Raw genomic sequence first — 21,342 nt, 5'->3', positions numbered from 1 at the left:
TTCAGACCCTTTCTTTATTAGAGCGCTTTACTGATAGCACCCGCTACCTCGATGGTAGATCCTGAAGTATAGCTGGCTTGAGCGGAAGCGAGGTAAAGAATAGCACCTGCTACCTCTTCCGGTTGACCTACGCGGCCCATCGGAATGTTCCGTTTTTTCGCCAAGTCGTTGTAGTACTCTTCTGGAGCCATGTCCGGAGCGTTTTTCAAACGTCTGCGCTCCCATTGATCCGTCGCGATCAGACCAAGCGCTACCGAGTTGACGGTAATGTTGTCCGGCGCCAATTCCTGAGACAGCGTTTTGCTGAGGTTCAACAGACCTGCACGTGTAGCAGCTGTCGCTACCATGTGACGCTCCGGTTCTTTTGCCAGCGTAGCGTTGATATTGATGATGCGGCCTCCACCTTGCTTCACCAGATGCGGATAAACAGCGTGCACAGCGTAAATGATGGCGAAATATTTCAAATCAATTTGCTGTCTCCATTGCTCATCGGTGATGTCGAAGAAGTGGCCCATCACGCTTTGACCCGCAGCGTTGACGAGAATGTCTACCTGGCCGAAGCTGGCTGCTGCACCGTCGACAAATGATTGTACATCTTCTTTACTGGTTACATCACAGGTAGCAGCGAACACTTGCTCAGCAGGAGCGAATTGCAGTAGATGCTCGCGCGCGCTTTCCATTCTTTGCTGGTCACGACCGCAAATCGCTACACGAGCACCTTCCTGCAGAAACATCTCAGCCGTTTTCAAGCCGACGCCTGAAGTTCCGCCCATGACAATCGCCACTTTATTTTTCAGACCCAGATCCATCTTGTTCAACACTCCTTATTCAGCACTGGCTGGTTGTCATTCCTAGTCTTTTTTCACCAGTTTGGTCGCCCAGCCCTCGTCTGGATCGCCCTGCATGGAAGCACGTGCTCCTGGAGGTGGTGGTCCCGCAATTCCCCATTGGTCCATCAGATGCGGAACGCGTTTCCATACCAATGCTTGCCACTTGTCATCGTCTTCTACAGTAGTCAAGTAGCAGGTGTACTCCATCACGTATCCCGCTGGATCGCGGAAGTAACAGAATACGTTGTTTCCTGGGCCGTGACGTCCTGGTCCCCACATCGGTTCAACATCCGCTTTGCGCACATTGCCGATACCGCGCATGACTTCGTCTACGCTCTCTACCTCGTATGCGATGTGGTTTACAGAAGCGTGAACGTCCTGATTGAATGCGAGGGAGTGATGGTTTTTGTTGCAACGCAGGAATACCATCTGATGCTCGCTCCAGTCGGTCACTTTGAAGCCGAGAACGGTTGTATAAAATTCAGTGATCATGTCGATGTCTTTTGTATTCATCACGACATGGTTCAATTTGATAGGATCTACGTTCTTCTTGCTCCAGTCCTTCGTGTGAATCTCTACCCAACAGGACAGCTCGATGCATCTTCCTTCTGGATCGAGAAAACGAAGACCGTAGCCAGCACCTGCTTCATCCAAATAGCCAGGCTCCTGAATCACTGGAACATTCAGTTCTTTCAATTTTTTCGCAGCAGAATCAACAGCATGCTTGTCAACGACACCAAAAGCCATGTGGTGCAGACCGCGTTTTTCTCCTGCTTGCAAATGCAAGATGTGGTTCTCAGAACCTGCTCCGCGGAAATAGACGTTGTTCTCGTCTTCTTGCAGCTTATCCAGTCCCCATACCTTTTCATAGAAGTCAGCCTGTTCTTTCAGCACTGGTGTAAACAAGCTGATGTGGCGCAAATGGGTAATGCCCAGCATAGGAAATCACCTCGTAAGTAATAGTGTGTTTGGAACGGATGAGACAACGGTGCATTTTTTGTGTTTTAAATATAAAACAATGTTTCCGAAATTGACTAAAAAAAAAGAAGCGCCAATACCAAAGGCCATTTTTCGCGGCTTTGCCCATTCTTTCGCATCCATTCATATCGTACAATGTTTCATATACAAAACAAAGTTTATTTTTTATTATGATTTTATTTTAAATTTTTCATAACTATCGTGTCAATACTAAAAATTTAGATTATTTCTTACAAAGTAAGCCCCCTGCATCTTGACACACAGGGAGCATGCCCTGCGACAACGACGACCTTGCCTTCATCCAGATGCTTTCTGATCGGCATCGGGTCGATGTGCTCGATGCGTGCATCCGAGTGTGTCGACTCGGTGCGAATGCCCGCCTGCCAGCCTGTCAGCGAAATCGCGTCGCAGCCTTTTTGGCGCAAAGCCATGGCTAGCAAGGCGATCGACACCTGCTCGCCTGTGCTGGCCAGCATATCCCATTCCCGACCAGTAGGCTCTTCGTCGAGCTGGGCTGCCATCTTTTTCAACGTATCTGTCGTATTTCCCATTGCTGACAAGACGACCACCATGTGTTGGTGCTTTTCCTCGGTAAGCAAGATTCGAGCGGCCACCTTGCGTATTCGGTCTACAGATGCCACAGACGTGCCTCCATATTTTTGTACCACAAGTGCCATGTGTCGCCTCCCTATTCTCTCGTCGCAATATAGTCAGGTCGCGGCTGTTGACCCGAGAATGGAGCTACCAGCCTGTTTTCCACACTGTTGTACACCATAAACACGTTGCTGCGTGGCAAAGGCGATCCAGGCAGGAGCAGCAGTGGGCCATTGTAATGAACATTATCTTCCAGTGAGATCGAGCAACTGAGCGCACGCATCCTCGGCATGCCATCCTCTACATGCCAGGTCTCAAAATCGGAATGCCAGTAAAACTCTTTGCCGGTAAAGCCCTTTTTGTAATTGATCCGCGACTGATGGAGGTAGACCGCGCTGCCCAGAATTTGCTCGATCATCGCGATCAGGCGAGGATCACGCGACAGCTGTCGGAAAACCTCGTTGTCCCGATGAACAGCGAATATGGAACGCACCTCTTTCGATTCCGGCTCCTGAATCACTTCCTTGCGATCGGAACGGGAATTCTCCTCCCACAGCCGCTTCATCTCGTCGCGAAAATACTGAACCTCTACGGGAGCGAAAAAACCTGCCAGATTCAAATAGCCGTTTTTCTCATAGAAGGAAAGCTGCTCGGCAGACAGAGGACCGCTGCTCGTGCTTTCATTTCGATACACGACCGGATCTACGCGCGGCACTATTTCTGCCTGCGCACGGATAGCTGCGGGGAGAGAAAGTCCGCTGCCACCGTCTTCGAGTAGCCGTTCGATGTACGCGGCGGTATCCATCGCGTCTCCCATGTACTGGTCGTAGGGAAGAGATAGCGTATGGGTCAACGGCATTCCCGCCCCCTCGCGCTTGGTGCGGTTGCCCGTCACCGACAAGGAGCCGATCGTCATGCCGTGGAATCCATTGGTAAAGCTCAGAATCGTATGTCTTCCGGTCACCTTGCGTGCCAGCTTCAACGCTGCCTCTACACTGTTGGTGCCCGTCGGTCCAGGGAACATGACCTTGTAGCGCAGGCCACGCGGTGCCAAAATCACTTCGTCAAACCGTTGCAGCAAGGCTTCCTTGGCTTCTGTCGCCATATCCAGACTGTGTGTCAGTCCATCCTTTGTGAGATACTCGATCAATTTTTCCTTGATCACCGGGTTGTTGTGCCCATAGTTCAGCGCACCTGCGCCTGCAAAAAAGTCAATATAGTCTCTTCCAGCGGCATCCCAGATCGTATGCCCGCTCGCCTTGGCAAAAACGACCGGAAAATGACGGCAGTAGCTCCTAACCTCCGACTCCATTTGCGCAAACACCTGTAATGGGTTCTGTACCTCGGTAACAACTTTCATGCATAACCTCCTTCTTAACCATGAGCTAGGATTGGTCCGATGCGATACGTCCACTCCGCTTCATGAGCTCCACCTGGGCGCCATCTGCCTCTGTCGGAGAACGCAAGCTGATTTGATCTTCTCGGATCTCGTTTCGATTCACTTTTCTCACCTCCTTTCACGGCGATTCGCGTCGTTCCTTAGCCCGCTCGAAACCGACTCAAGAATGTTATCAGACGCGGACTCTGCGGCCGATAGAAAATTTGCTCAGGCGTACCTTGCTCCACAATTCTGCCGCCATCGGTAAAAATGATTCGATCCGCCACATCCCGGGCAAATTCCATCTCATGCGTGATCAGAAGCATCGCCATCTCGCCCTCTTCGGCAATCTCCCGGATGACCGTCAGCACTTCCCCTACCAGCTCCGGATCGAGGGCAGATGTCACCTCGTCGAACAGCATGACCTTGGGGCGCATGACGAGGGCTCGTGCGATGGCTACCCGCTGCTTTTGTCCACCGGAGAGCTGTGCCGGATACTGGTCCAGCTTGTCGGCCAGCCCGACTTTTTTCAGCATGGAGACTGCTCGCTCCACCGCCTCCTCCTTGTCGAGTCCCAGCACGTGGATCGGCGCTTCCGTCACATTCCGCAGGATGCTCATATGTGGAAACAGATTGAAATGCTGAAACACCATCCCGATTTTCCCTCTGATGCTGTGCAGGTGCTTTTCGTCCGCCCGCACCAGCTTCCCCTGCACGGTCTTGTGCCAGAGTTGATTTCCATCCACCTCAATCGTTCCCGAGGTAGGCTCCTCCAGCGTCATGAGCAAACGTGCCAAAGTGGTCTTTCCCGAGCCACTCGGGCCAATGACCGCTATTTTTTCCCCTGGGGCAATATCCAGATTGATCTCTTTTAAAATCGGGCGATCCCCAAAACTCTTGCTCACCTTCCGATAGCGCACAATTGGCGCATCCTTTACGAACTCCATAATGGTTCTCCTCCTTTTATGACCGACTCCATTTGAGCTCCAGCCTTCTGATCAGCAAAGATGATCCGTAGCTGAGGATCAGGAACAGGATACCTACGAGTGTGAAAGCCTCCAGATAGCGGAACGATTCAGCTCCGATCATCTTGGCTGTCAGCAGCATCTCTACCAGTGTGATGGCTGACAGGACTGGCGTTTCTTTAAACATGACGATCAAATAATTACCCAATACGGGTATCACAGGGCGAATCGCCTGGGGGAGAATAATGCGTCTCCACATCGTTCCTTTGGAAAAATTGAGGGCTTTGGACGCCTCCCATTGACCGCGTGGAACCGCATCAATTCCGGAGCGGTAGACCTCCGACAGATACGCGCTGTAGTGAATGCCGAGCCCCAGTACTCCGGCGGAAAACGGTGAAAGCGAGATCCCAATCGCCGGGAATCCGTAAAAGAGAAAGTACAATTGGACCAAGAGCGGCGTGCTACGCACGAATTCCACGATGCCTGCCGTACCAAGCGAGATTGCCCTGTTCTTAGCGCGTCGCCCAAGCGCGAGCACGAGTCCACCTACCAGAGCGAAGGCAAAGCCAACGATTGTCGCCAGAATCGTCGTCTTCATTGCTTCCAGAATCTGTGGCAGGATACTCCATGTAAAACTCCAGCTCCACATCGGCTACACCCTCCCCGCTGAGAAACGTCGTTCCAACCAACGCATGAAGAGCGTCAATGGGTAGGCCATCACGAAGTACATCACCAGTATGAGACCGAATATTTCAAATGTTCTGGACGAGTCAAATGTGCGTAGGATCATTCCCTGATACGTCAAATCCGCCATCGTAATCAACGAGATCAGCGATGTTCCCTTCAACAGCTCGATCGCCAAATTTCCAAATGAGGGCAGCATGATCGCCAGGGCTTGAGGCAATATCACTCGTCTCATCCGAAGCCAAGGACTCATATTCAAAGCGATGCTGGCTTCTGTCTGCCCTTTGGGTATGGCCAAAATCGCGCTTCTCACCACTTCAGATCCATACGCTCCGTAATTAAGTCCCAACGCCATCACTCCGGCTACCAGCGCTGTCAGCTCGATCCCCAGCAAGGGGAGGGCAAAGAACAGCCAGAACAGCTGTACCAGCAAGGAGGTGCCTCGGAATACTTCCACATAGACGGAGCTCGCTACACGAATGCTTTTGATCCGTGACAGCCGTGCAAATCCAGCCGCAAACGAGAGTACAAACGCCACAACCATCGACAGAGCCGTCACCTGAAGCGTCACTGCGGCCCCCTGGAAAAGCAGCGGCAGCAAATCAACTGACACCATCATCCACCATTCCTCTCTCGTGGACTGCCTACTCTTTGGACAGTTCCTCCGCTGTCATGTCGCCTGGAAGCTCTTGCTCTGTAAAGCCGAATGGTTCCAGAATTTTCAAAAGCTCACCCGAATCCTTCAGCTTTTGCAGCTCTTCATTGTACGCTTTGACGAAATCCTCGTCTTCTTTGCGGAACGCAGCTGCACCGTAGCCCCGGATACTCTTGCCGTCAATCTCAGGCTGGATAAAGTCCATCACTCGCTCCAGACTGTCATCCTTGGCACTATCCAGAACCGCCTGCAAGGATGGTCCCGTCATCGTGATCGCATCCGCACGTCCTGATTGCAGGGCAGATACAGCAGACGGCTGATCGGGTACGAGAACCATCTGTTCTTTTCTCACACCACTTTTCTCCAGGTATTCCATTTCAATTGCTCCGCTCATCACTGCAATTTTGGCAGCAGGGTTGGCTGCTATATCCTGATAGCTGCGCAGGTTCAGCGGATTTCCCTTTTTCACGGCAATCGCCTCTCCAATACTGTACTCGGGATTCGCAAAAGCAACCTCCTGCGCACGTTTCGGCGTAATGTACATGCCTGCTGTGATAATGTCAAACCGCTTTGCCTTCAGCCCCGGAATCAAGGAGCCGAATTCGGTCAAAACGCCGTTCATCTCTGGGATGCCCATGCGTTCCAGCACCACTCGTGCCACTTCTACGGCCTCTCCAGTTAGCTTGCCGTCAGGTGTGGCATAGGCATAGGGCACCTCATTGGCAAAGCCGATCGTGACGAAGCCTTGTTGTTTCGCCTTTTCCAGAGTGGAGCCGGCAGCCCCAGCCTGCTCGCCTCCCGCATTTGTCTGTGAAGTCGTGCTGCAGCCCGCAAACAACAGGGAGCTAGACAGCAATACTGTCCAAACCATTCTCATCATGCTCTTTTTCACTTCTTTTCCCCCTCCAACGTGAACGAAATAACATAAAAAGCGGCGCATTGCTTTTCATTCCAGGAAGATTTCCTGGTCGCCAAAGCAAATGCACCGCGTGTTGCTGCGCTAGTAGGTATCGCAAATAAACCTCTCATCAGGAAGACATCTCCAGACAAACAAGTATTGCGATCACATAGAAAAATAAAGTTAGGAATGATCTGCTTTAGCCGACGAGGTTAGCTGACGGGTAGGATGGCAGTCGAGCATCCCTTCTGCGAATCGCAGAATTAACCCCTAAGGTGGTTCCCCCGCTTCCGTCCTGGACGGAACTAGGCCCATATTTGATTTGAGGGTGGATCTGTTCTCCTCTCACCTTGCATTATGGTTAACACGGGCTTTATGTTATCACACTACTTTGGCTGGCTCATCCCTGATATCTCCTGATATTCCGGCTTCAGATCGGTTCAGCCGCGGTTAACCGTAATTACCAGACCTATACAAAAAAATACTTCCATATCCTACCTGATAAAATCTGTTTAAACTTATCCTCTAAAAGTGAACAAGCCTTCTACGTTTATAGAAGTCCTATTGAATGAACTGGAGTCCTTCCCCGATACCTTGATCTTGATCCTGGATGATTACCATTTGATCCAAGATGATTCCATACACAAAAGCTTGTCGTATTTCATCGAATATTTACCTGCACATGTCCATCTCTATATCGCCAGTCGCCATCCGCTTCCCTTTGCTACTGCCAAATGGACGCTGCACAGTGAAGCCCTCCTCATCCCAGCCAATCTGTTTTCGTTCGACTACCAGGAGACAGAAAGCTTCTGTCGGAACATCATCAAACGCGAGCTCACTCCACAGCAAATTCAGCAGCTTGCCACGAAGACGGAGGGCTGGGCAGCAGGACTGCAGCTGGCGGCGATCTCCCTGTCCCATTCCTCAAACGTAGACTCGTTCTTTTTAGAATTTGGCGGTTCCCACCAGAATGTGGACCAATTTTTGTTTCAAGAGGTATGGACAAGCCTTCCTGCAGAAATCCAGCACTTTCTGACACACACCTGCATGCTCAGTCGCATGGACAGTCAGGTTTGCCAGACTCTCACGGGCTATCCAAACTGCCACGAGATTTTAGCCAGCCTGCAGGAGCAAAACCTGATTGTCACAGCCCTGGATCAAGGAACAGACTGGTATCGCTATCATCATTTGTTTGCGGAATTCCTGCAAACAAAGCTCAGGCAGCAAGGACAGGAGAAATGGCATGTCTTGTATCAACAGGCATGCGAGTGCTTTGTCCAGCGCGGAGAATTCGGGATATTGCTTCGCTGGCTGGACCAGTTTCCAAAGCCTGAGAAGACGTTCTCCCCTAGACTTGCTTTACTGTACGCTTTTATCCTGACGTCCAGTGGTAAAACAGAGCGAGCTGCCCTATTATTGTCGCTGCTGGAAGCCAGCTACCCGTCGATCCTTGCCCCTGAAGATCAGGAGCCATTTTTGAGCGGCCTCTTCTTTGTTCGCGCCAATCTCGTTTTCGCGACTGGCGACTTTGACTCCTGGTTAGCGAGCTCATCGCTGCTGGATGCTTTGGCCCAATGGCAGCAAGGGAACGCAAAAGAAGCCATCTCACATTTGCAGGAAGCCTTGCAGATCGGCCAGAAAAACGGCTATATCGCAGTTTTTTGGATGAAGATGCCCCTATGGAGCACTTGCTCTTGGAGTACATGTCCATCATGAAAAGAGAAGCCCGGCACGAGGAGCAACAGGTCTCTTTGGACTACGTCCAGATGCTGCTCTCCCTGTTTCCCAAGAGGCATGCCAGGAATGCACCGGATCAAGCTTCTTTTATGCTGGAGGCTTTGACAGCAAAAGAATTATCGATCCTTTCCAGGCTTCGTCAAGGCGCATCCAACAAAGAAATCGCGCACGAGCTGGGAAATACGGTTGGCACCGTCAAAGTATACCTGCATCGCATCTACGGAAAGCTCGGGGTCACCAATCGCACACAAGCTATGCTAAAGGCGCAGGAATTCCTCCTGCCGGAGCAGGAGCTTTCGCAGGATAAGCCCTCGTGAATTCGTCCTCTATATCGCTCTATGAAAAGAGCACCATTCGCTGACATACTAATAGAACTGGAAAACCCCATGCCGGTCTGGCAGGGGGTGCGGTTGCTTGAGTAAGCGAATTTTTTAAATTGGATCACTTGGGCTGCATGCGAATCGCCCCGTCCAGGCGGATCGTCTCGCCGTTCAGCATCGGGTTCTCGATGATATGGGTCGCCAGCATGGCAAACTCATGCGGCACACCAAGCCGTGGTGGAAAAGGAACCATTGCCCCAAGCGCATCCTTTGCTGCACGGGGAAGGGAATCAAATAACGGTGTATCAAATAAACCTGGCGCAATCGTCATGACACGGATGCCATAAGGAGCAAGATCTCTCGCGATCGGTAGCGTCATGCCGACAATTCCCCCTTTGGAGGCACTGTATGCTGCCTGACCCACCTGCCCTTCAAAGGCTGCCACGGATGCGGTATTGATAATCACACCACGCTCTCCCAATTCATTGGGTTCATTGCCAGCCATCTGCTCTGCTACCAGACGGATGACGTTGAATGAACCGATCAGATTGACTTGAATGACTTTGGAAAAAGAGTCCAAACGATGAGGGCCGTTGCGAGACAAGGTTTTTTGGGCCACTCCGATACCTGCACAGTTGACTGCCGCATGCACGGTCCCGAATGTCCCCGCGACTTGCTCGACCGCTTCCTGTACGCTTTCTTCACTGGTTACATCGGTATGAACGTAAGTGACGCGCTCTCTCCCCAACTCTTGGGCAAGGGATATTCCTTTTTCTCTGGAAAGATCAAGAATGGCTGCTTTCCCACCACGCTCTACCACTTTTCTCACGGTCGCTTCGCCAAGCCCGGATGCTCCTCCTGTCACAATGACAACCACGTCCTGAATATTCAAGCCATCCTCTCCCTTCCTCTACGGTCCTAGGTCAGTCGATGCAAGTTGGATACCAGTGCGTAAAAGCACGCCAAACCGCCGCTTTCCTCTTTGTGTATATGTCCGGGAAAGGTTCGCACCTGGACAGTTTGCGCGCATTTCCCCAATACACCGGACACATGCTTGAGATGTTTTTCTATAGAAAAAGAGCAAGATGCCCATTCGGGACCCTCCTGCTCTTCTTGGTATATGCCTGTTACGGTTTCTCAATGACTGTCGACATCTCTTTCAGCTCAGCCAAAGACTGTTCATTCACGTCCAACCCCAGACCCGGCCGGTTTGGCAGGACAATCGATAGCCCTTCATAAGGAAATGCGGCAACATCGCGAGAGAACATCAATGGTCCCACCAGCTCATTGGAGCGAATGTTTTTCTTGGCTGCACACAGATGCGCACCTGCCGCCGATGCCACAGCCGACTCTACCATGGATCCCACCTGACACTCCATACCCGCCATCTCTGCCTGAGCGACGAGTCTGAGTGCCGGGTAGATGCCACCGCATTTCATCAGCTTGATATTCAGCTTGTCGGCAGCTTGCTTGGTAATCGTCTCGCGCATCTCCCGATCACCATGCACGCCTTCATCGATCATGACCGGAATGTGGGTCTGGCGGCGAATTTCAGCCAGTGCCGTAATATCATCAGCGATGACAGGCTGTTCGATCCAATCGATGTTGGCCTCGCGCACCTGCTCCAGCACCCACATGGTTGTGGCTCGATTGCGCCATCCCTGATTGGCGTCCACGCGAAGCTGCATGGATTCTCCAATCGCTTTGCGCACCGCTTGAATCCGTTTGACATCCATGACTGGATTGGTTCCTACCTTGATCTTGATGCTTTGATAGCCTTGTCTGATGGCATCAGCCGCTTCCTTCGCCATGGCTTCCGGATCGAGGATACTGACCACGTACGGGACGGGCAGGCTCTCGTAATAGCGGCCACCGAGCAGATTGTAGACCGGCTGGTTCGTCGCTTTTCCCATGATGTCGTAGCACGCGATATCGATCGCAGCCTTGGCGGCCGGACATCCGTATACCATATCCGCCATTTTTTCGTGAATCCGTTCGATCTGAAAAGGATTTTCGCCGATGGCCAAAGGAGCCAGTTGATGAACCAAGAGACTGTAGGTACTCTCCCAGGTCTCCCCCGTCACGTGCTGATCCGGTGTCGCTTCGCCGTAACCGGTAATCCCCACATCCGTCTCCACCTTGACCAGCAAGGTTGGCATATCGTAGTAGGTTTCATAGGCCACGATGAACGGACGAATCAGTGGAAGCCTGATCCCCATGACGGTTATCGAAGTGATCTGCATGTTGTTCCTCCTCGTGGTCAAGCCATGCGAGCCCCTGTTATTGGTAAGCGATGAGGTGGGCAATCGTCACGAAGACTGCTCCCAATGCATAATGGATGAGGATCAACGGCCAAATCCATTTGACCCACTTGATCCAGGAGATACCTGCCAAAGCCAGACCAGCCATGAAATAACCCGATGTTGGAGTGAAGATGTTAGAGATCCCGTCACCCAACTGGAAGGCAAGAACAGCGGTTTGACGCGTCACGCCAACCAGATCACCCAGCGGCGCCATGATCGGCATCGTCACAGCAGCTTGCCCGCTTCCCGAAGGAATAATGTAGTTCAAGAGACATTGTACGATGTACATCCCGATCGCTGTCAGCGCGGTTGGCAGGGAACCTACGGCATTAGCCAAGCCGTACAAGATCGTATCCAGGATTTTTCCGTCCTGGAGAATGACCAGAATAGCCCGCGCAACCCCGACTACCAGTGCTCCCATCACCAGTGTGCGGCACCCTTCAATGAACGATTCCGCAATCTTGTTGAAGGACATGTTGGATACGATCCCCGTCAGGATTCCCATCAAGAGGAACAGACCAGCGATCTCCGTCAAGTACCAGCCCCACTGGGTTACACCGATGGCAAGCATGACGATGGCACCCGCCAGAATCAACAAAACCAGTTTTTGTCTTCCGGTCAAACCGGCTTGTTCCTGTTGTTCCGGCTCTTGTTTATTTTTCAGTTCCAGATCATTTTCGAGTGTCACGCTATGTTTGGAGTCTTTTTTGACTTTGCTGGCATAGCGCATGACGTACCAGATGCTGATTGCGAGGAACACTACCCACATCACAATCCGGAAGGTCATCCCGGAAAAGAGAGGGATTTGCGCAATTCCCTGTGCTACCCCTACGGTAAATGGATTCATGAATGCAGTCGTGAAACCAACCGATGTACCCACTAGCACCACTGCAGCACCTGTCATGGAGTCAAAGCCCAATCGAAGCATGAGCGGAATCAGGATCGTGATATAAGCGATCGTTTCTTCCGCCAGGCCGAGCATCGCTCCAGCCAAGGCAAAAAAGATCATCAGTACAGGAATGATCAGCTTTTCCCGTCCTGCCATCTGCCTGGAAATACTCCCTACTGCGCCCTGTACGACATTGGTAGACAGCAAAATACCGAAGGAGCCGCCAACGATGAAAATGTAAAAAATGATGTCAGAAGCAGCGTTCATACCGGTATAAACGGATTCAAACACGTCCATAAAACCGATTCTGTCGGCTTCAACCGTATGGTAGCTGCCATCCACAGCAATCATCCGGCCGTTTGCATCTTCCACCCGGTCATATTCCCCTGGTGAAACGATGTACGTGGAGATTGCCGCAAGCAAAATAACAGAAAATAAAATGACAAAAACGTGTGGCACTCTTGAAGCCATCGAACAACCCTCCCTTGTCCATTATCGACGACACATGTCGTTATATCGTCGCTAATTTACGGATAAATATACGGAATATTGAACCGATCGTCAAGGTAATTTTCTAAAAATTGATACGATACAACGCTCTCGGACGCCCCTGCTGGTAGGGCTGTTCTTCGCCTACGGCCTCTACAAACGCCTTGTCTGCCAATTTTTTCAGTATTCGCTCTGCACTTCTTCTGCTCACTTGCAAATACACAGCGAGATCTGTCGCCGTAAACCGATTGTCGCGACGCAAACGAATAAAGGAAATGAGCTTGTTGATCGTGACTACGCTGATTCCGGTTTGCTCCGCCACGTGGAGTACGCTGCGGTCTTCACTTTTGAGATGAAAGGTCTTGACTTCTTCGTTCAAGGGACCGATGACCTCTTTGTCTGAAGTCACGAGGAAAGCACTGCTTACACCCTGCTGCTTGCGCGCATGAAACAGTCCGATCCGCGCATTCGATTCCGCCTCTTTCGCTGTCATGCCAAAGCCAAAACCCATGCTGATCGTCACGCCAAACAATTGCTCCATGTTTCCCATGATCGGCATGTGTTGAAAATTATTGGTCATCTTCTCGATGCTTCCTCGCGTGCCGTAGAGAATAAATTGATCCAGACCCAGCTGCTGGATGGAGGCGTCTGTTTCTTTGCCTAGCTCCAGCAGCATCTGTTGCAGCATCATTCCGGCATCTGGCTGTGTCTTTGGGAGCTCACCCTCCCACTGATCGATTGCGGCCAAGCCGACAGCAATCTGCGCGTTTTCACTGATCAGCATATGCCCGAGCGAGGTTGCTCTCGCTACAGTCTCGCGAATGCTTTTTTCAGGCACAAGCATACTGACACACGGGATTCCTGCCGAAACGAGCTGGTCGTGGACGTAGTCGACACTCGTCAGCGCCAGCTTGCTCCGCCCGCTTTCGATGTTGCTCCGATGAAACTGGATCAACTCCTCTGCATCAAAAGAGGTTCCCACTCCATCGACGATCTGGCTGAAATCCTTTACCAGCCAATGTGAGGCATCCAGATTCAATTCCGTTACTGCCTGTGTGATGTACTCCTTTTTGGGAATATCGACAGACAGGTATTTCAAGCCCTCCTGCCTGTTCAGCATGACGTAGCCCAGCGTCAGGGTAAGGGTATACTCGTCTGACGGGATGTACACCGACGGCACTTTGCTTTGCTTCATTCGTTCGCGTGCAAAGAACGAGGGTAGAGGTCCGGCAAACAGCCATATGTCGCATTCGTTCAGCTCTTCAGGCAGCGAAGAGCATTCCATCGGATTTTGATAGATTTGGGTGGTAAATTGATTGTTGGGAAATGCATCTGCATAGGCCGTTATTCGAGAAGAAAATTCCTCAGGTGAAATGACGGCTATTCGTATCAGCATCATCTGTTCCTACTTTCGATCCTAAATTAATGGTCAGTCCCAGCCCTTCAGGATGATTATTCATCATGGAAGATGGGCAAGAAGACGCGAATCGTTGTACCCTTGTCAGGTTCGCTTTCAATCTCCAATCTTCCCTTGTGATGATTAATAATCTTGTTCGTAATCATCATTCCGAGACCGGTTCCCTTTTCCTTGGTCGAATAGAACGGCTCCCCGATCTTGTGGATGATGTCGGGTGGGATTCCGCATCCGTGATCAACAAAGCACAGCCTAGCTTCAAGGCCATGACGCTCCGAGCTAATGAGCAGCTTTCCCCCTTGCTTCATTGCCTCGATGCCATTTTTGATGATATTGACGAAAACCTGCTTTAACTGATTTTCTTCGCATTGTAGAAATGGCAGATCAAGATCAAGCTTCAATTCCACTTCTACGTTATTCATGTTGGCTTGTGACTCGAGCAAAGCAACGACACTGAGCAAAATCTCGTTCACGTTCCTCTGATCGTAATGTTTGACCTGAGGCTTGGCCAAAACGAGCAGCTCTCCGGAAATCATCTCAATCCTCGCCAGTTCGCTCAGCATAATATCAAAGTACTGCTTTTTCTCTTGCGGAAAATGATCCTGAAGAAGCTTGGTAAAACCCTTGAGTGAAGTCAGCGGGTTTCGAATCTCATGAGCAACAGCTGCAGCCAGCTGCCCCACTGCAGCGAGCTTATCGGATTTTCGCAAAATCTCTTCTGTTCGCTTTCTTTCGGAAATATCTCGGCAAATGGTAAAATATCCGGTTATATTTCCATTAATAATGATCGGAATATTATGGCTATTTACTTCGAAAAAATATCCATCCTTATGCTTGATTGGATGTTCCAGTGAATAAGGGACACCCTCTTGGATCATGGACTCCCAGCTCACTTTGACTTGCTCCAGCTCCGTTTGATCAAATGGAATCAGCTGCTTATGGGACATCTGGAGCAGCTCTTCCTTTGTATAGCCTGTCATCCGCTCAAAAGCTGGATTGACCTCGATGTAGTGACCGTGCAAGTCCAATGCAACCACACCGTCCGAATTGTAAGCCAGAAGAGACCGGTAGCGCATCTGATTTTCCATGATCAGCTGCTCCGTACGTTTTTGTTCCGTGATATCCTGGACGATGCCAAACACATGTGAACGATCATCGCCGACTGCATGCCCTTGCATGAGGAGCACACGCTCCATTCCATCAGGGCGGATGATCCTGTGTTCCAATCGAAGTGGTTCACCTTTTATGGCTTGCTCGAAGGCTTCCTTCACCGTCCTCCGGTCATCCGGATGAATCATCGAGAAGGGTACCTCAGACGGAATGGCTTCCTCCATCGCTTCTCCACCAAAGATACGAAGCGTTTCTTTGGAGCAGGTAAGCGCATCAGTCTTTAAATCCAGCTCCCAGTGGCCGACCTGTGCGATTCGCTGGGATTGTGCGAGTCCTCTTTCACTTAATCGCAAAGCCCCTTCGATTTGTTTACGCTCCGTGATGTCCTTTGATATTCCATAGACACCAACGACTCTTCCATCGATGCTGATCGGAACATTGGATACATCGATGACTCTCATCGAGCCGTCTCTCGTGACGATGTTTAACTCATAGCGTTGGGGGATTCCCGCACAAGCCAGTTGAAAATGTCGATTTGTCTTGTCTATTTCGGATGGGGTACAGAACAATCTGAAATTGCTTTTTAGCAATGCTGTACGCGTGCAGCCCAACATCTTTTCGGCAGAAGGATTGACCTCCAAAAAATTCCCATCCAAATCCATCAGGTAGACAGCGTCTGGATTTTGCAGAAAAAGCGAACGGTAATAAAACTCCTCTTCAGGCTCCAGGCTCTTCTGATTCTCTACCTCCTGGAATAGCATATAGATGCCCGTTTCAACAGGATAGGCATGCACCTCAAACCAGATTTCCAGCATCCGATCAAAGGTGCGGAATTGTACGTTGACCTGTTCTACAAAAACCTTTCTTAATTGGTCGCAAAAATCGTCTGCAAATCCATCGGGATTCAGATCACAAATACACTGATGGAGCAGTTCTTCACGTGTCCGATTCAGCAGGCGGCTGGCTCGTGTATTCACCTGTGTGATAATCCAATTGGAATTAATCGCAATAAAAGCGTCGTTCATCTGCTCTAAAAAAACGGCTTCGTATTTGCCCAATGTATCGAATAGAGCCATTGTTTCCTCCAACTTGTGCAAAGTAGTAAGAAAACCAATATCAAAGTCTCCTCTGGGGAGGGCACATTTTTACTTTCCGATTCCATAAAAAAGTTCTATCACACTTTCCACTATGGACTTCGTGTCTCCTATACAAAATCCTCTTTTCTCGGTGATGGATTTTGTTGAAAAAGCTGGAATACGTAAAAAACCTGTTGTCTTTTCCCGAACAACAGGTTTTCCCTCGTTTGACTATTTTCGCATTTGGTTCTTCGTCGCCAAGTCCGTGTAGTACTCCGTCTCTCGTGTAACCTCTTGCAAGAAGACGGTCCGATCCGCATAGGCAGGCTCTACCTGGATGGTCTCCAGGTGCTTCAAGAAGACAGGGTCCTGCACCATTTTGGCGATAGCCCCATCCCACTTCTCGATCACATGCTGAGGAGTGTCCTTGGCAAACGACACACCGGTCCACCAGGAAACGGACAATCCCTTGATGCCCTGCTCTTCGGCAGTAGGGACATCCGGAAGAAACGTACTACGCTGTGTCCCGGATACGGCCAGAATCTTGATCTTGCCGGCCTGCAGCATCGGCATGACCTCTCCGATCATATGAACCGCCAGGACAGCATGACCTCCGGCTACTTTAGGCAAGGAATCCGATCCTCCCTTGGTCACGATCATCCGCGTCTTGGAAAAATCGGCTCCGATCACATCCAGCCATTCCGCCACACCAAATGCGGAAAAACCTGCAGGCCCTACCGAAGTCCAGGTCAATTCTTCCGGATGCTCCTTCACCCAAGCCGAAAACTCGGCAAAATCGTTCCAAGGTGCATCTGCCTTGACCGCAAAGGCCAGCGTTCCCTGGCCGATCCGGGATGTATATACCTGATCTTCATTGGTAATGGGAGGATTGGTCATCCCTGCTGTCAGCATCGTTGTATTGGAGACATTGACAGCAAGGGCTGTATAGCCATCCGGTTTGACCTGCTTCAGCGCGTACTCCGCACCAATCGCTCCGCCTCCACCCGGCTTGTTGACGACGAGGATCGGCTGTCCCCATTCTTTACTCAAATAATCCGCCGTAGCGCGAGCGACCAAATCTACGCCGCCACCCGCTGAGTAAGGCACGACGTATTCGATCTGCCTGGTCGGATAGTCCGGTACAGTCTGCCTCTCTTTTTCCCCTGCTGCCCCACACGCGCTGACCGTCAAGGCAAGAATGAAGGAGAGTAATGCGGTTCCAAAGCGTTGATACCCTTTCACGTTTGCTTCCTCCTCCTGTGGATTCAAAAACTAGGCGACATCTTCCTCGCCACGCCGTTCCTCCCTGACCCGGATTTGGGTCCGCTTATTGAGCAGGATCGAAACGATCAGCAGCGCGGCCGCGGCAAGCAAAATAGTCAGCGAAATCGGTCTTCCCAGCACAATCGACAAATCCCCTGAGCCCATGGCCATCGTCTGAATAAACGACTCTTCCAGCAAGGGCCCCAGAATAAAGCACAAGATGAGCGGAACGACCGGCCACTTTCCTTTGTAGAACAAGTAGCCCAATCCTCCAAAAATAAAGGCGATCAAAACGTCAAACATGCTGTTGCGCACACTGTACGCCCCTATTGTGCACAGCATCAAAATGATCGGAGCCATGATCCCATAGGGCACTTGCGTGAGCTTCACCCAGATCCAGACCATCGGCAGATTGAGCACCAGAAGCATCGCATTGCCAATAAACATCGAGGCGATGACCGTCCAGACGAAGGAAGCGTGCTGCTCAAACAGGACTGGACCTGGAGTCAAACCATAGATCATGAACCCTGCTAGCAGGATAGCCAGAGGAGGGGAAGAGGGAATCCCCAATGAAAATAAAGGGATAAAACCAGCACTGCTGGTGGCATTGTTGGCTGCTTCCGGTGATGCGACACCTTCGATGGCACCTTTCCCAAATCGCTCCGGGCGCTTGGCTATCTTCTTCTCCAGATCGTAGGCCAGAAAGGACGTAATCGCGGCAGAACAACCAGGGAGGAGCCCCAGAAAAAATCCGACCAGCCCGCCCCTCAGCATGGGTGCTGCGCTTTTTTTCAGGTCCGCCTTCCCCGGATAGACGCTTCCCGGCTTTCCAATCACGGTAGACAAACGTTTTTCCTCTATCCCTTTCAACACTTCTGTGACGGCAAACAGACCGATAATGATACTGATCATGTCGAATCCGCCCACCAGTGAAGAGACGCCGTAATCAAATCGGGGCATACCGGAGGAGGGACCTAGCCCCACCAAAGCGAGCGTGTAACCGAATGCCCCCATCAAAAACGATTTGATCAAGGAGCCTCCTGACAGACTGACCATCAGGGTAAGCGCGAGAATCATCAAGGCAAAGTATTCCGGAGGGCCGAATTTCAACGCCTGGTCTGCCAATATGGGCGCAAAAAAGACTAAACCTACTACCCCCATCAAACCAGCCGTGAAGGAAGCGATCGCCGAAATCCCCAAAGCAGGTCCGCCTTTTCCTTGCTTCGCCAACGGATATCCGTCCAGACACGTCGGTACCGAAGACAGCTCACCCGGAATATTCAGCAGGATGGCGGTCGTCGAGCCTCCATACATGGCCCCGTAGTAGATTCCAGCGAGCATGATAATGCCTTGTGTCGGTTCCAGCACGGCCGTCAGTGGAAGCAGAATGGCAATGGCAGAGGTTGGCCCCAATCCCGGCAGGACACCGACAAAGGTTCCGATCAGCGCCCCAATCGCTGCCATCAGCACATTTTGCAGTGTCAAGGCCGATGCAAAGCCGTCCATCAGGAATTGAATCGTATCCATGAACAGACTCCTTCCCTACAAAACTCCGTTACGAAAATGCAATCTGCAGCCAGTAGACAAAGATCAGGTACTGGCTGACAGTCAGGATCGCGGCGTACAGCATAGAGGTGGTCCATCGATACCATCCAATCAACCGAAACAGCGCTACACTGATGAGCCATGTAGCCACGATGTACCCCGCCATTCCCAGCAGCCAAATATAGAGGAACAATACAGACAGACATAGGATGATGCGCATGCGCAGCTCGGCAGGAATGCTGCTTTTCGCTGAGGTGGCAGCCTGTAATCGGAAGGACTGAAGCAAGAGGACCACTCCCATTACGAGGAACACACCCCCCAGTATACTTGGCAGGGTATGGTCCCCTACATAGGGAGAAGAAGCGTAGCTTTGCAGGCGATACGCCTCTATACTGACGACTACACCGAGCAGCGTAAACAACAGCGCTCCGATAAAATCGAAAAGGTTTCCTGGCCGTATCACACCATCACTCCTCCCTGAAAGCTATCATCAGCCTATGGCACAATAGCCCATTTTGTGATTAGAAAACTTGGCTACGCCAAGCTTTTGGCGGAGCCTTAGTTGCACTTATACTATCTTCCGCTAATCTTTTTAGCGCTTTAGCGCACTTAAACTTTCCGATAGTATAAGAAAACCTCTATTGAGGCAGCTTTCTGCGCCCAGGGTCATGCCTTGATCTAAAAAGAAAAAAACCGTTGCCGCCCGGCTACGTTCACCGAACTGACAACAGCTTTTGCTGTTTGCTGCTCCTCCACTTCCTCACAAGCCACCTCAATCGCATCACGATCTCGATGACTAGCTTCGGATAAGCCGTATTCGTTCTTTATCCTGCATTCCCTGTCTCAGGCTTGTCAGCCGGTTTGCCCGCTTCGACTAACGATTTGTTGCCCAGCAGGAAAAATCCTTGGATAAACAATAATGTTCCTGTCACGATCAGCAGCCATTCGATAGCCACGACATCCGCAAGCGGTCCGAAAACAAGCATCCCCATCGGCATTGTCACACTGGAGATCATCCCCATCACCCCGAATACCCGGCCCAAATAATCCACTTCTACCTTCTCTTGTAGCATCACGGTCGACGGTGTATTAAAAATGGGCATAGAGACGCCAGCCAAGCCCATAATCGCAATGTAAATCCAAAAGTTCGGCACGATCCCCAAAGCAACCGTGCACACCCCAAACATTAGACAGGATAGAGCCATCGTATGGATTTTGTTGCGAAATCCACCCCAGGAAGCGATCAGAGCGCCACCAAGCATCATTCCTATGGAGAAGGCCACCTCAATCGCAGTCAAGCGCCACACATCGTCTCCGAATGTCCGGGTAACCTGAAGGGGTGTCAGGAATGCAGCAGGTGCGACCAAAAGCATAAAAAACGTCATGAAAATAAAGAACTTTTTTACATAATTGTGCTCTTTGACGTAGTCGAAGCCCTTGCGCATATCTGCAAAATAGCTTGTCGTCTGCTCTTCGGCAGCTTTAGCATGTGTCTTGACTCGCAGAAACAGAAGCAGGATCGCAACAGCAATCGCAGCTGTAACGACATCAATCAGGAAAATAACCTCGATGGTAGCCATCGTAAGCAGCGCTGCACTAAGCATCGGTGCGGACAGCATAACAAGCGCCTGGATGCTGCCATTGACTCCGTTTACCTTTGTTAGCTGATCCTCTGGGACAAGCAGGGGCAGGATCGCCCCTACAGCAGGTGTCTGTACCGCTGTGCCAAGCGCCCGAATCGCCGAAATGACAAAAAGCAGCCAAAGCGAATTGTAGCCATTCATAAAGAGGATGGCCAATACGAGAGTAGACAAAGCAATAAAGGAGTCTGACAGGATAATGAGCTTCTTGCGATTGTACCGGTCAGCCCATACTCCCGCAAATGGCGAAAGGAAAAAAGTAGGCAGGAAGCCGCATATGATTGAAATCGTCATCATCACGCCGGATTGGGTCGTCAGTGTAATATGCCACATGATTGCATATTGAACGAGTGCGGTACCAAACAGCGATATGGTCTGGCTGGACAAAAAAAGGATGATGTTCTTCTTCCATGACTGGTCCATGACTCTTGAACCACCCCCTCGAATGTTCTAATCGAATTCCATACTATCATAGGTACGCAGGATTTATTTTCTTATAAATGAATCAATTTCATAATTGCTCATCTTAAAAATATACAGACTGCCCCAATCTCTTCTTTATCCTTTTTTAAAA

Annotated in this window: 19 protein-coding genes and 1 riboswitch; of the genes, 2 read left to right on the top strand and 17 right to left on the bottom strand. The window is 50.8% G+C overall.

Annotated elements, in window-relative coordinates; all coding sequences use genetic code 11:
* Positions 1 to 17: 17 nt before the first annotated feature.
* From EDM52_RS18120 to ehuB, 8 genes are all read right to left on the bottom strand, one after another.
* Positions 18 to 809 carry an SDR family oxidoreductase gene (locus tag EDM52_RS18120; RefSeq protein ID WP_122910361.1) on the bottom strand — a complete coding sequence of 264 codons (792 nt, stop codon included), beginning with the start codon at positions 807 to 809 and terminating at the stop codon, positions 18 to 20.
* Positions 810 to 851: 42 nt separating this feature from the next.
* Positions 852 to 1,769 (bottom strand): VOC family protein, encoded by a 918-nt coding sequence (locus EDM52_RS18115; RefSeq protein ID WP_122910360.1) that lies wholly within the window; start codon positions 1,767 to 1,769, stop codon positions 852 to 854.
* A gap of 269 nt (positions 1,770 to 2,038) precedes the next feature.
* Complete coding sequence (locus tag EDM52_RS18110) at positions 2,039 to 2,485, bottom strand: amino acid kinase family protein (RefSeq protein WP_122910359.1); 447 nt, start codon at positions 2,483 to 2,485, stop codon at positions 2,039 to 2,041.
* 11 nt (positions 2,486 to 2,496) lie between these two features.
* Positions 2,497 to 3,762: an aminotransferase class III-fold pyridoxal phosphate-dependent enzyme gene (locus EDM52_RS24975; RefSeq protein WP_221175559.1), complete on the bottom strand. Its 1,266-nt coding sequence runs from the start codon at positions 3,760 to 3,762 to the stop codon at positions 2,497 to 2,499.
* A 179-nt stretch (positions 3,763 to 3,941) separates the two neighbouring features.
* A complete protein-coding gene (gene ehuA, locus EDM52_RS18100; protein WP_122910358.1) occupies positions 3,942 to 4,727 on the bottom strand; it encodes an ectoine/hydroxyectoine ABC transporter ATP-binding protein EhuA in 786 nt (261 codons plus the stop codon).
* Positions 4,728 to 4,743: 16 nt separating this feature from the next.
* A complete protein-coding gene (gene ehuD, locus EDM52_RS18095; protein WP_122910357.1) occupies positions 4,744 to 5,394 on the bottom strand; it encodes an ectoine/hydroxyectoine ABC transporter permease subunit EhuD in 651 nt (216 codons plus the stop codon).
* 3 nt (positions 5,395 to 5,397) lie between these two features.
* Positions 5,398 to 6,048: an ectoine/hydroxyectoine ABC transporter permease subunit EhuC gene (gene ehuC, locus EDM52_RS18090; RefSeq protein ID WP_221175558.1), complete on the bottom strand. Its 651-nt coding sequence runs from the start codon at positions 6,046 to 6,048 to the stop codon at positions 5,398 to 5,400.
* Between the two features lie 25 nt (positions 6,049 to 6,073).
* On the bottom strand, positions 6,074 to 6,961 hold the full coding sequence (gene ehuB, locus EDM52_RS18085) for an ectoine/hydroxyectoine ABC transporter substrate-binding protein EhuB (protein WP_122910450.1): 888 nt from the start codon (positions 6,959 to 6,961) through the stop codon (positions 6,074 to 6,076).
* Positions 6,962 to 7,169: 208 nt separating this feature from the next.
* A riboswitch (cyclic di-AMP (ydaO/yuaA leader) is annotated at positions 7,170 to 7,304 on the bottom strand.
* A 209-nt stretch (positions 7,305 to 7,513) separates the two neighbouring features.
* Between ehuB and EDM52_RS25240 the strand changes: the two genes are divergently transcribed.
* Positions 7,514 to 8,698, top strand: coding sequence for a winged helix-turn-helix domain-containing protein (locus EDM52_RS25240; protein WP_245997089.1), 1,185 nt, complete (start codon positions 7,514 to 7,516; stop codon positions 8,696 to 8,698).
* Positions 8,695 to 9,036 (top strand): response regulator transcription factor, encoded by a 342-nt coding sequence (locus EDM52_RS25235; protein ID WP_245997085.1) that lies wholly within the window; start codon positions 8,695 to 8,697, stop codon positions 9,034 to 9,036. The genes EDM52_RS25240 and EDM52_RS25235 overlap by 4 nt, the downstream gene beginning before the upstream one ends.
* Before the next feature lie 124 nt (positions 9,037 to 9,160).
* On the opposite strand, the gene EDM52_RS18075 is transcribed toward EDM52_RS25235, so the two are convergent.
* From EDM52_RS18075 to EDM52_RS18035, 9 genes are all read right to left on the bottom strand, one after another.
* Entirely contained in the window at positions 9,161 to 9,931 is a 771-nt protein-coding gene (locus EDM52_RS18075; RefSeq protein WP_122910356.1) for a 3-hydroxyacyl-CoA dehydrogenase, read from the bottom strand.
* 235 nt (positions 9,932 to 10,166) lie between these two features.
* Positions 10,167 to 11,282 (bottom strand): mandelate racemase/muconate lactonizing enzyme family protein, encoded by a 1,116-nt coding sequence (locus tag EDM52_RS18070; RefSeq protein WP_122910355.1) that lies wholly within the window; start codon positions 11,280 to 11,282, stop codon positions 10,167 to 10,169.
* Positions 11,283 to 11,319: 37 nt separating this feature from the next.
* Entirely contained in the window at positions 11,320 to 12,702 is a 1,383-nt protein-coding gene (locus EDM52_RS18065) for a YfcC family protein (protein ID WP_122910354.1), read from the bottom strand.
* A 103-nt stretch (positions 12,703 to 12,805) separates the two neighbouring features.
* Positions 12,806 to 14,116, bottom strand: a complete 1,311-nt coding sequence (locus tag EDM52_RS18060; protein ID WP_122910353.1) for a transcriptional regulator — start codon at positions 14,114 to 14,116, stop codon at positions 12,806 to 12,808.
* 56 nt (positions 14,117 to 14,172) lie between these two features.
* Positions 14,173 to 16,320, bottom strand: coding sequence for a PAS domain-containing sensor histidine kinase (locus EDM52_RS18055; protein WP_122910352.1), 2,148 nt, complete (start codon positions 16,318 to 16,320; stop codon positions 14,173 to 14,175).
* Positions 16,321 to 16,551: 231 nt separating this feature from the next.
* On the bottom strand, positions 16,552 to 17,562 hold the full coding sequence (locus EDM52_RS18050) for a tripartite tricarboxylate transporter substrate binding protein (protein WP_122910351.1): 1,011 nt from the start codon (positions 17,560 to 17,562) through the stop codon (positions 16,552 to 16,554).
* A 30-nt stretch (positions 17,563 to 17,592) separates the two neighbouring features.
* On the bottom strand, positions 17,593 to 19,110 hold the full coding sequence (locus EDM52_RS18045; RefSeq protein ID WP_122910350.1) for a tripartite tricarboxylate transporter permease: 1,518 nt from the start codon (positions 19,108 to 19,110) through the stop codon (positions 17,593 to 17,595).
* A gap of 28 nt (positions 19,111 to 19,138) precedes the next feature.
* Positions 19,139 to 19,591: a tripartite tricarboxylate transporter TctB family protein gene (locus tag EDM52_RS18040; protein ID WP_122910349.1), complete on the bottom strand. Its 453-nt coding sequence runs from the start codon at positions 19,589 to 19,591 to the stop codon at positions 19,139 to 19,141.
* Between the two features lie 361 nt (positions 19,592 to 19,952).
* Positions 19,953 to 21,191 (bottom strand): MFS transporter, encoded by a 1,239-nt coding sequence (locus EDM52_RS18035; protein ID WP_122910348.1) that lies wholly within the window; start codon positions 21,189 to 21,191, stop codon positions 19,953 to 19,955.
* Positions 21,192 to 21,342: the final 151 nt, after the last annotated feature.

The sequence above is a fragment of the Brevibacillus invocatus genome, assembly GCF_003710915.1.
GTDB lineage: Bacteria > Bacillota > Bacilli > Brevibacillales > Brevibacillaceae > Brevibacillus > Brevibacillus invocatus.
The sequence above is the reverse complement of the archived record's forward strand: the minus strand, read 5'-3'. Positions and strand labels throughout refer to the sequence as shown.